Source organism: Zymomonas sp., assembly GCF_020216885.1.
Taxonomy (GTDB): Bacteria; Pseudomonadota; Alphaproteobacteria; order Sphingomonadales; family Sphingomonadaceae; genus Zymomonas.
Map to the genome: position 1 here is coordinate 1 of NZ_JAIWON010000129.1, position 11,072 is coordinate 11,072.

Consider the following 11,072-nt stretch of genomic DNA (forward strand, 5'->3'; position numbering starts at 1 on the left):
CCCGTCTGCCCGTCTGCCCGTCTGCCCGTCTGCCCGTCTGCCCGTCTGCCCGTCTGCCCGTCTGCCCGTCTGCCCGTCTGCCCGTCTCAAGAATAATAATTTTATGGCGCAGGTATGTTAGAAATTCAGGCTTATGGCTCGACCCAAACTGGGGCAATATTGGCCATCTGTTAACTTCTCATCATTTTATTTTTAGCGAATCCGCTCTATTAGGTTCTGTTGACAAAGTAAGGTCACCATAATTTTACAGCGGCGATATGAAGGAAGGCGAGGAAAGATTTTCTGGTTTTATCATAGCCTGTGGCGATACGTCTGAACGGCTTCAACTTATTGAACATCCGCTCAATACGATTACGATCTTTGTAATGCTGTAGATCGTAAGGAATGTATTTTTTTGATTAGAGCGAGGCGGGATAACAGGAGGAATAGCTGAAAAAGCCGTTTTCCGCGTAACCTATCGCTATCATATCCTTTTTTCTGAGAAAACGGCGAGGCGTTGTGACAGGAATATCTATAAAGCTATCCGCGCCAGAATAATCAGAGACTTCACCGCCGGTTAGTTCGAAAGCTAGAGGGCGTCCTTGACCATCGGAACGGGCGTGGATCTTGCTCATAAAGCCGCCATTACCATAGCTTTGACAAAAGCCTTCCTTATACGTTCCCTTTTTGCGACAGCCGCTTGGCTGTGGGCGAGAATGATCGTGCTATCTACCCTATGCTGCCAGTCATCCGTCAGGCCAAGATCAACGAGGATTTCAAGAAGAGTGTCCCAGACACCCTGTCCGCCCCCCTACGAAATCGAACATAGACCGAATTTCTTCATGCATGTCTCGCCACGGGCAGCCTGTTCGAAGGACATAAAGCATACCATTGAGAAATAACCGATTACTTTTTCGGGGCGCGCGCTGCGGCCTTGTTCGCTTGGAAGAAAACCCTCTATTATCTTCTACTCCGCGTCCGTCAGATCTCCACGCATCCAGTCTGCCTTACAAAAACTTGTCCTCAATTTATCCCTGAAAATCTTAAATTATATTCTTTGCCAACAAAACCTAGCAAGCCATATCGGCTATGCCGGACGCTCAATACATTATCGAAAGACGATCGAGCTAATCATCCTCAAGATAAAAATAATTTGTTCCGAAAATATTTAAGGCAGCTTCCAGTTATGAACCGGAGCTGCCTCAAATATAATCTATAGCCTAGATATTTTGTGCCTTAAATCGCAAGATTTATAAGGCTGAAACCCTAGGGGAAACGGAAACCAAAACCAAGCGTCGCGCGCGAACGGGAAGTGTGATTACCGAACTGCGTCCAGCGATATTGGGCGTTCATGAAGAAGTTCTTGGTGATCGAATATTCGATACCACCACCAACGGAATAACCATTGCTCCAACCAACATATTTTTTGTTGAGTGCAACGCCTGCACCATCGACGGATACATTCCGCTGCTTACCAGAAGCATAACCACCCGCCATATAGATCAACAGATCTTTGGTCGGGAGGAAGCCCATACGCAAGGTTGCATCCCATTCTTGGAACATTTTACGGGCAGAATATTGATTCGTACCGATCTGGCCAATGTTGTTACCTTTGCTGCCAATAGCAACATTGCTACCAGAATTATCTTCCCACATTTTACTGGGGTTCCAGTAGCTGCCTTCAACACCGAAGACAAAGAAGTTATCGACAACAGCATCGACACCGAGCGTTCCACCATAGCCCATGTTGTTACGGCCAGAGGTGTGGTTTGCTTGGGCACGGGTCCAACCAATATCACCTTCAACGCGAAGACCGCGGAATTTGATGCCGCTGTGGTTAGCAACTTCATTTGGGTCTGGGGTCAGCGGAACGGGCTGAACAGCAGGCTGTGCGACAGTATCCTGAGCGACAACCGGCGCATCCTGAACAGGTGCGCTACCATCCGAAGCGGATGTGTCTGATACGGCTGGGGCGCCATAGGAAGGGGTCGCAGGCTGAGGTACAGTATCCTGTGCCCATGCCTGTGATGCAACCGCTGTGGTCAAGGCTGTTGCTGCAAGATAAAGCTTACGCATGCAATATACTCCATTTCACATGCGACTTCGGGAATATTGATCGTCCGTAGTCGCTGTCGGAAAAGTTTTATACAAAGAAAAAAGTGCTAAACAAAGTTAGTTATTGACCCAACTTACTGTGTTTATACTCTCCGGTTCTGCTGACATGGACGATTTTACACATAAATCCAATGTTATGCACCGCTCTATCTTATATTGCCCATTCCTATGTGGTAATGACGCAACAATTATTTAAAGATAAAGCAACATTCAAGCTCCGGTTAAAAAGATAACCGGAGCTTTATTTATGAAAAATTATCTGAAGCGCACACCAAAGCCGAGCGTAGCACGCTGGCGGGAAGTGTGATTAGAGAACTGAGAGTAACGATACTGGGCGTTCATGAAGAACATCTTGCTGATGGAATATTCAACACCACCACCAACGGAATAACCATCGCTCCAGCCAACATTGCGGTAACCGCCAACGCCAGTTCCACCAGCACCGGTGTAAAGGGTGCGTTCGCGGGTCGTTGCATAACCACCAACTGCATAAAGCAGGATATCAGGCTGTGCAAGGAAACCCATACGGATAGAAGCATCCCATTCTTGGAAAGCTTTGGTAGAAACACTACCACCATTACCGGTGGTTGCCATGTTGTTACCGTTATTGTCGCCCCACATTTTACTGGGGTTCCAATAGGTACCTTCTGCACCGACTACGAAATATTTACCGATCTGACCATCGATACCGGCGGTACCACCATAGCCCATGTTATTCTGGCCGACGCCATTTGCCCGCGCACGATCCCATCCGATGTCACCTTCAATACGGAAACCACGAAAGGTTGTCGGGGTATTTATAACCTGAGCCGGTGCCTGCGCCGCAATAGCAGCCGTTGCAACGGCGGCAGCAAAAATTATCTTACGCATAAATTACTCCACTTCCGAACTCGGCATGGTCTCTATATCATTTTACACATAAGCAAAACGATAAGCTAATGCACCCATTCACGAGATATCTATTAACCTATAGTTTCGTAAATAGCATGTTTAAAATATTATTGCATAATATCGGGGTTGTATTGTTTATTTTTAGACTTGATTAGTAAAATATACTATAAAACAATGATTATGTTGCCATCGTGCAACAGATGGTAACGAAGAAATTCTCCTCATTATTTTCTTTACAAAGGCCCCGTTTTTAAAACTAAATTTCTAAAAATTAGATAATATTTATACAATAATATTATGAATGTTCCGCCTCTATACCAAAGGCATAATAATTATCAATATTCAAAGTTGTCATTTTAAGGAATATTTTCATGGCCGTGGCAATTGTTATACCCGCTCGTTTCGCCTCAACCCGTTATCCGGGCAAGCCTCTTGTGCCCTTGGCGGGGGCAGATGGTGACAAAAAGCCCCTTATTATACGGAGCTGGATGGCGGCCTCTTCCGTCCGTGGTGTCGATCGTGTCGTTGTTGCAACAGATGATCAGCGTATTGCGGATGTTGTGCAAAAAGCGGGTGGCGAGGCCTTAATGACCCCAACATCTTGTCGAAATGGAACCGAACGCTGTGCCGCTGTTCTCGATCAGCTTGGCGATGACTATGACCTGATTATCAATTTTCAGGGAGATGCACCCTTAACCCCTGCTTTTATTGTTGAAAAGCTGATCGATATTATGAAAGACTCACCGGAATGTGGTATTGCGACTCCTGCCGTGACGACTTCACCCACCGTTCGGTTTCAGTTGTTCGATGACCAGAAGCAAGGCTTGGTTGGGGGAACAACCGTGGTTCGCAATAAAAAAGGTGAAGCGCTGTATTTTTCGAAGTCAGTCATTCCTCATCTTTCCAAGGCAGATCGCGCCGATCCTGATCTCCCTGTTTTCTTACATATCGGCCTTTATGCTTACCGACCGGATACTTTGCGGCAATATGCGTCCCGCACGCCCTCAAAATTGGAATTGATTGAAGGACTGGAACAATTACGCTTTTTGGATGAAGGAATAGCGGTTAAGGTTCCGCTCATCGACAAACCTGATCTTGAATTATGGGAATTGAACAATCCGGTTGATCGTGACCTGATTGAAGCCACTTTAATGGCGCGTGGTATCAAATAAGCGAAAGCAACATGCTATGTCTAACAAACTGAATAACCAATATCCAAGCCTTAATCTTTGTGGTCAGGAGGTTGGGCTTGGGCATAAATTATTTTTGATTGCAGGCCCTTGTGTCATTGAAACTGAAGATCTGACTTTAAGAACAGCCGAGCGGTTGAAAAAGATCGCTGAAAAGCTGGGCATTCTTCTGATCTACAAAAGCTCTTTTGACAAAGCGAATCGCTCTTCCAGCCAATCTTTCCGTGGCCCCGGTATAGATGAAGGCCTCCGTATTCTTGAAAAAGTGCAGCGGGATGTTGGTCTGCCGGTTTTGACTGACGTGCATACAGCCTCACAGGTGCAAACTGTTGCCGAAGTTGTAGATGTTTTGCAGACTCCTGCTTTTCTTGTCCGTCAAACTGACTTGATCGAAGCGGCCGCGGCCTCTGGCCGTCCGGTTAATATCAAAAAAGGACAGTTCTTAGCTCCGGGCGACATGGCTAATGTCGTTGCCAAAGCGCGGGTCGCCGCTGCCGAAGTGGGTATTGCTGCTCCTTCTATTATGGTTGCAGAGCGCGGTGCCTGTTTCGGTTATAATAATCTGGTTTCCGATATGCGGGGATTGGTGATTATGCGGGAAACCAACTGTCCGTTGGTTTTTGATGCAACTCATTCTGTCCAACTCCCGGGTGGTCTTGGTAATAAGAGCAGTGGCGAACGGCAGTTTGTCTCTGTTCTGGCGCGTGCTGCTGTTTCTGTCGGTATTGCCGGATTGTTCTTGGAAACGCATCCTGATCCAGCCAATGCTCTGTCCGATGGGCCCAATACGGTGCCGCTTGATCATCTGGAACCGTTACTGACCAATCTGGTTGATCTTGATAGCTTTGTGAAAGAACGCCATTTGATTGACCAATAAGAAGGTCAATTATATCTGATTTTTATCCAGCGCTATTTTAAGAAAGAATCTGTCCCGTCAATACGTAGGTAACTTTTTTACCTTAAAAGCCAATTGGGCTTTGGTAGAAAAAGGAGCGATGAGGATGGGGCAGATTCAACAAACTATGCAAGAATATGACAGCATGTCACCTTGCTGTGAAAGTAGAGACGCGCAGCCCTTAGACTTCAATTTTATTTTTGCTTTCCAGCCCATCGTCAATATCAAGAATGGCCACATCTACGCACAAGAAGCCTTAGTTCGTGGATTAAAGGGCGAGGGGGCTCACAGCATTCTTTCCCAAATTGACGAAAATAATCGCTATAGTTTCGACCAAAAAGCCCGTGATAAAGCCTTGCAATCGGCATTGTCCTGTAATTGGGAGGGTGCTATCAGCATCAACTTCATGCCGAATGCTGTTTATTATCCCGAATATTGCCTTAGCCAGACGTTATCCACTTGTGAAAAGCTGGGGATTAATCCTGCTCGCCTTATTTTTGAATGGTCAGAAAAAGAATATCTCACCGAATATGACCATATTCGTGATGTCATTTCGCGCTATAAGCATTTAAATTTTAAAGTGGCTTTTGATGATTTTGGCGGCCTTTATTCGAATTTCAATCTTTTGACAGCCTATCATCCCGATATCATCAAACTTGATCGGCATTATGTTGTCGGCATCGAACATGACAAAAGGCGGCGTGCCGTTGTCAAAGCAATGGTAGGCCTGTGTCACGATCTTGGTATTGATTTTATAGTTGAAGGTGTCGAAACGGTCGAAGAATTTAAAGTTCTGCAAGAGCTTGGTGTTGATTTGATGCAAGGTTTTTTGTTGGCGCGCCCTGCATTGATGGAAATGCCACAGGCAACGATGCCCCATTAAGAAGGGGTGTTATTTCAATAAAATAAAAAGCCCATTTTTTGACCATCCTCGAAGAATAGAAACAGACGAGATAATCCTATTCTTTACAGAATAAAGCTAACCTCTTTTCCTTTCGGATAAAAAGTTAAGGCCGATATCGCCATTTACCCTTGGCAAAAATGAATAATTGCGTTACTAGCCCGCTTCATATCGACTAGAATAATGGTTGCTGCCATTTGCGGAGAGGTGCCAGAGAGGTCGATTGGGACGGTCTCGAAAACCGTTGTGCCCTTACGGGTACCGTGGGTTCGAATCCCACCCTCTCCGCCATATAACAGCGTTAGTTCCCCGAAAGATTTTTAGCGATTTTAACGGCATAACGATCGGTCATAGCTGACACACAATCCGTTAAAGCATGAAGCGCTTCATAAGGGCTCCTTACATCTCTTATATCAAGAGCGGCTGTCTGACATAATTGGCGATGATAGGGCTCCAACTGCCCAGCATCCCAGTTTTGCTTCATCAGACTTTCAAAAATAGGTAAAGTACCCTCCAAAATCTGATGGACAACATTGCGCCCATAGACTTCCAGTTCAGTTTTTCTGCGTGATGTGAATAAACGATCTTTGGCGATTTTTTTTATTTTCTTAAAACTATCTTTGATACTAGATTCTTCAATCAGGGATGTTGAAAATTGCCCTGACATCAATGCGTCGTAATGAGCTTTAAACGTGTCAACACAAGCATTAATTGCCTTGCTTATGCAATCAGAGCGGGCGCGAGCAATTTCTTCAGCTGGATTATATTGTTGTGGGATATGAATAGATTTACATATACCTTCAAAATGATCCATGATTTCATTTTTACTTAGATCACCAGAAGCATAGGCATCTTCAAGGTCAAGAATATTGTAACAAATATCGTCAGCAGCCTCGACCAGAAAAACAAGAGGGTCACGCCGCCACCATGTAATATTTTCTGTTTTTTCTACTTTTAGCCCTAAAGCCTCGGCAACTTCTTTAAATAGGCCTAACTCACTTTTGAAAATACCGATTTTTTTGAGGCCGCAATAAGGGTTTTGCGCTAAAGATAATAAATCTTGCTCACTCTTTAGCATCCCGATTTTTTTTAAAATACAAGCATTGCTATCTGTTTTAGTTTTTTGCCTTATCGACGCTGTTACTGGATATTTGACGAAAGCGCCTAAAACACCATAAGACAGGCGCATTCCTCCCATATGACGATACATCTCAAGACGAGTAAGAAGGCGAAATCCTTGGGCATTGCCATCAAAATTTTTTAATTCTTCTATTTCTTCTGGTAAAATATCTTTGAATAGAGGTGATCTATTTTGGTCTTCAAATTTTTTAGAAAACCATTCTCCAATAGCATTTTCTCCAGCATGACCGAAAGGGGGATTCCCAATGTCATGGGCTAGACAGGCGGCTTGAACAATACCGGCCAATGTATGACACTCACCTTTCTCGATTTTACCTTCATTTTCTAGCCATCGACCAATTCTCATGCCTAATGATCTTCCAACACTGGCGGTTTCAACGCTATGAATTAGACGATGATGGATATGGTCATTTTCATAAAGAGGATGCACCTGCGTTTTGTTTGCCAGTCGTCTAAAAGCAGTTGAAAAGGTAATGCGATCAGCATCTTGGACAAAAGCAGGCCGATCAGGATCTTCTGCATAACGACTATATCCAAGACGATTGTGATTAAGTAAATTTTTCCATTCCATCTTAAATACCTCAAATAAATATATGAAATAATTAATAATATATGGGTGTTATTTACATTGATTAAATAGAATTTATTAAAAATATTTAAATTTACTTATATGAAGGTATTCCAATGAAGCGTTTCTGGGCTGATCTCCATGTTCATTCCCGTTTTGCCCGTGCCACTAGCCGTAATCTCGATCTTGAGCATCTAGCCCTAGGTTCAGCTGAAAAAGGCATCCAGCTTGTTGCAACGGGGGATTGCACCCATCCGACATGGCGACAGGAAATGAAAGAAAGGCTTTACGCTGAAGGGAATGGCCTGTTTCGCCTCAAGCCTGAAATCGAGGAGCCTTTGATGGCAACACTGCCTTCTGGTTGCCAAAAAAAAGTCCGCTTTATTATTTCAGGTGAAATTTCGACTATTTATAAAAAAGGCGATAAAACCCGAAAAGTGCATCATCTGGTGTATCATTCTTCCTTTGACGCGGTTGATCGCTTTGCAGAAAAATTGGCAAAGATCGGGAATATTGTTTCAGATGGCCGCCCAATTCTGGGTCTGGATTCACGGGACTTACTCGAAATAACCCTAGAATCTGGAAAAGATTCATGGCTTGCGCCGGCTCATATCTGGACGCCGTGGTTTTCGGCGCTGGGATCAAAATCGGGTTTTGATTCTATAGAGGAATGTTATGGTGACTTGGCCAACCATATTTTTGCAGCGGAAACAGGCCTTTCTTCCGACCCTGAAATGAACTGGCGCGTTTCATCGCTTGACCGTTATCGTCTAATTTCTAGTTCCGATGCACATTCTCCTGCAAAATTGGGACGAGAAGCCACTCTTTTTTCCTGTGAAATGGGATTTCAGCCTCTCCGACACGCTTTGGAAACGGGCGAAGGCTACGTGGGTACCGTTGAGTTTTTCCCTGAAGAGGGGAAATACCATGCAGACGGGCATCGGAATTGTCATATTCGCCTTAATCCCAAAGAAACTTTAGCTTTGGATGGCCTTTGTCCGGTTTGTGGAAAACCGCTTACGATTGGCGTTGCCCATCGGGTCGAGATGCTAGCTGACCGCGAAGAAGCCATTCCCCCCGCAACAGCAGGCGAGGTTAGCAGCCTGATTCCATTACCTGAGATTCTCGGGGAGTTGCTGGGGGTAGGATCGACCAGTCGCAAAGTTGCGGAACGCTATGCCGAAAGTTTGCGGGTCTTAGGTTCTGAAATGGCGATTTTGCATCATGTCCCTCTGGAAGAGATGCAGACCATCCATCCTTTATTGGAAGAGGCAATTCGCCGTTTACGGGCAGGCAAAGTTATCCGGCAAGCAGGGTATGACGGGGAATATGGCGTTATCCGTTTGTTTGAAAAAGAAGAAATGGAAAAACTGACCAAGGGCGGTTTGCTTTTTCCGGTTACCGAAATGGCCAAGCCTTCACGCCATCCGATAATAAAAATGTCCTCGCCTTCGGATGATAATCACGCGTTTCAAGCTAGCCCTAACCTCCCCAATACCAATCGAGAAGAAACCGCCAGAGATATCCCCGATTATCCGATGTTATCGACGTTGGATAGTGACCAGAAGGCTGCCGCTTTGATAACGGACAAAGCCTTGATGGTTCTCGCGGGGCCGGGTTCTGGAAAAACCAAAATGCTAACCCAGCGTATCGCCCATCTGATACAGGAAAAGGCTATCTCTGCTGAAAAATGTCTGCTTCTCACTTTCACACGACGAGCCACTGACGAATTAAAGGCAAGGGTGAAGCAAATTCTACCAGAAACAGAGAACCAGCCGATCATTCACAGCTTCCATTCTTTGGCACTCGATATGCTGAAAAAGGATAGCAATGCTTTTGGTCTTGCTGACGATTTTCGCATTGTGGATCCACAGAGTTTGAAAAAAGCCTTCATGGAAGTAGCTAATCTATCTTCTCAAAGAGCGGATAACGCATTGGAGCGCTTTTCTCTCCTGAAAAGATTGGGAGAGGTGGGTGACCTCGAAGAAGAAATACTCCGGCAAAGCCTTGAAAATCTGAAACAGGACAATCACTGGCTTGATTTCGATGATTTGCTTATCAAGGCTGTTCATGGCTTGGAAAATAATGCGTCTTTGCGAGAAAAATGGGTAACTGCCTTTTCTTTTATATCAGTGGACGAATTTCAGGATATCGATATCTGGCAATATCGCCTTGTCTGGCTTTTGACGGGAAAGCATACTCAATTAACCGTGATCGGTGATCCTGATCAGGCAATTTATCATTTTCGTGGCGCGGATTCCGAATGCTTCACCCGCTTACAACAAGATTTCCCTGAGATTGTCTGTTGTCATCTTAACCGCAATTACCGTTCTATGGCTGATATTGTGACGGCGGCCAATCGTGTTATGCCGGATAACAAGGGGCAAGCAATGCGAGAACAGGGAGATAAAATTCTGTTTTATCCCGCAAGCGATGAGGTAGATGAAGCCCGCTTTGTTGTCCAAAAAATAGAAGAATTGATGGGCGGCCATGACATGCTCACCGCTCAAAACGGGAAAAACACCGCGAAAAGTCAGAGAACAGCTTTCAGTTTTCGAGATTTCGCAGTGCTCTATCGCCATAATTTTCAAGCTAAGGCTTTTGAAAAAGCTTTCAATCAGGCTGGTATCCCTGTCCGTAAAACAGCCCCCATCGCGATTACCCGCCATCCTGCGATCAAGGCCTTTATCGACAAAATCGAAGAAAGTCCGCAAGAAGCACTTCAAGATCGATTAATCGCGTTAGAAAATATCGCCACTGAACTGGCACAGGAAAATCAAGGCGAGGAGGCTGTTCTATCTCCGGCAGACAGGGAACAAGCCTATTCATGGCTCAAAATCATAGCTGAAAAAGCTGGGCAACAAAGCCATGCTTTTTTCTTAGAGCAGATTGCCTTGGCAAATGAAGTCGATTTCCATGATCAACGGGGTGACAGAGTTTCTCTTATGACGATGCACGCATCAAAAGGATTGGAATTTCCAGTTGTTTTTGTCACAGGTCTCGAGGAAGAAAATTTTAACCTGCATCATCAATCCGATAATCCGGCCGAAGAAGCCGAGGAAAAACGTCTCTTCTATGTCGCTTTAACGCGCGCTCGTGATTATCTATTTCTAAGCCATGCTAAAAAACGCTTTATCTACGGCGAATATCAAAAACAGACTTCGGCCGCTTTTCTCGATCTTTTAAAAGGCCTATTCGTGACCAAGGCACCTAAAAAACCTCTGTTTAATGATAGAAAGGCACAATACAGCCTATTCTAGAAAAGCAATTTTTCTAAAATTTCCAAGTCGATGTTCTCTTTCAGGGCATCGACTTATTTTTTATTTACAGACAAAAATGTTTATTTGTTAAAAAATGAAAAACAAAACAATGTAAAAGACTATTATTTAAATT

Annotated in this window: 9 protein-coding genes and 1 tRNA gene; 5 read left to right on the forward strand and 5 right to left on the reverse strand. The window is 44.6% G+C overall.

The window, feature by feature from the left end; genetic code table 11:
• Positions 1-398: 398 nt before the first annotated feature.
• From LDL18_RS07365 to LDL18_RS07380, 4 genes are all read right to left on the reverse strand, one after another.
• Positions 399-614, reverse strand: a complete 216-nt coding sequence (locus LDL18_RS07365) for a hypothetical protein (RefSeq protein ID WP_296508280.1) — start codon at positions 612-614, stop codon at positions 399-401.
• A 141-nt stretch (positions 615-755) separates the two neighbouring features.
• On the reverse strand, positions 756-980 hold the full coding sequence (locus LDL18_RS07370) for a transposase (protein WP_296508296.1): 225 nt from the start codon (positions 978-980) through the stop codon (positions 756-758).
• 265 nt (positions 981-1,245) lie between these two features.
• The gene (locus LDL18_RS07375; protein ID WP_296508282.1) at positions 1,246-2,055 is read right to left on the reverse strand and encodes an outer membrane beta-barrel protein; all 810 of its coding nucleotides are present in this window, start codon (positions 2,053-2,055) and stop codon (positions 1,246-1,248) included.
• A gap of 294 nt (positions 2,056-2,349) precedes the next feature.
• Complete coding sequence (locus tag LDL18_RS07380) at positions 2,350-2,964, reverse strand: outer membrane beta-barrel protein (protein WP_296508284.1); 615 nt, start codon at positions 2,962-2,964, stop codon at positions 2,350-2,352.
• A gap of 392 nt (positions 2,965-3,356) precedes the next feature.
• Here LDL18_RS07380 and kdsB point away from each other — a divergent pair, with 392 nt between their 5' ends.
• From kdsB to LDL18_RS07400, 4 genes are all read left to right on the forward strand, one after another.
• A complete protein-coding gene (gene kdsB / locus LDL18_RS07385; RefSeq protein ID WP_296508286.1) occupies positions 3,357-4,157 on the forward strand; it encodes a 3-deoxy-manno-octulosonate cytidylyltransferase in 801 nt (266 codons plus the stop codon).
• Positions 4,158-4,173: 16 nt separating this feature from the next.
• Positions 4,174-5,052, forward strand: coding sequence for a 3-deoxy-8-phosphooctulonate synthase (gene kdsA / locus LDL18_RS07390; RefSeq protein WP_011241262.1), 879 nt, complete (start codon positions 4,174-4,176; stop codon positions 5,050-5,052).
• 124 nt (positions 5,053-5,176) lie between these two features.
• Positions 5,177-5,953 (forward strand): EAL domain-containing protein, encoded by a 777-nt coding sequence (locus LDL18_RS07395; protein ID WP_296508288.1) that lies wholly within the window; start codon positions 5,177-5,179, stop codon positions 5,951-5,953.
• A gap of 219 nt (positions 5,954-6,172) precedes the next feature.
• Positions 6,173-6,262, forward strand: a tRNA-Ser gene (locus LDL18_RS07400).
• Between the two features lie 10 nt (positions 6,263-6,272).
• On the opposite strand, the gene dgt is transcribed toward LDL18_RS07400, so the two are convergent.
• A complete protein-coding gene (gene dgt / locus LDL18_RS07405) occupies positions 6,273-7,682 on the reverse strand; it encodes a dGTP triphosphohydrolase (protein ID WP_296508290.1) in 1,410 nt (469 codons plus the stop codon).
• A gap of 113 nt (positions 7,683-7,795) precedes the next feature.
• On the opposite strand from dgt, the gene LDL18_RS07410 reads away from it, so the two are divergent.
• Positions 7,796-10,939 (forward strand): UvrD-helicase domain-containing protein, encoded by a 3,144-nt coding sequence (locus LDL18_RS07410; RefSeq protein ID WP_296508294.1) that lies wholly within the window; start codon positions 7,796-7,798, stop codon positions 10,937-10,939.
• Positions 10,940-11,072: the final 133 nt, after the last annotated feature.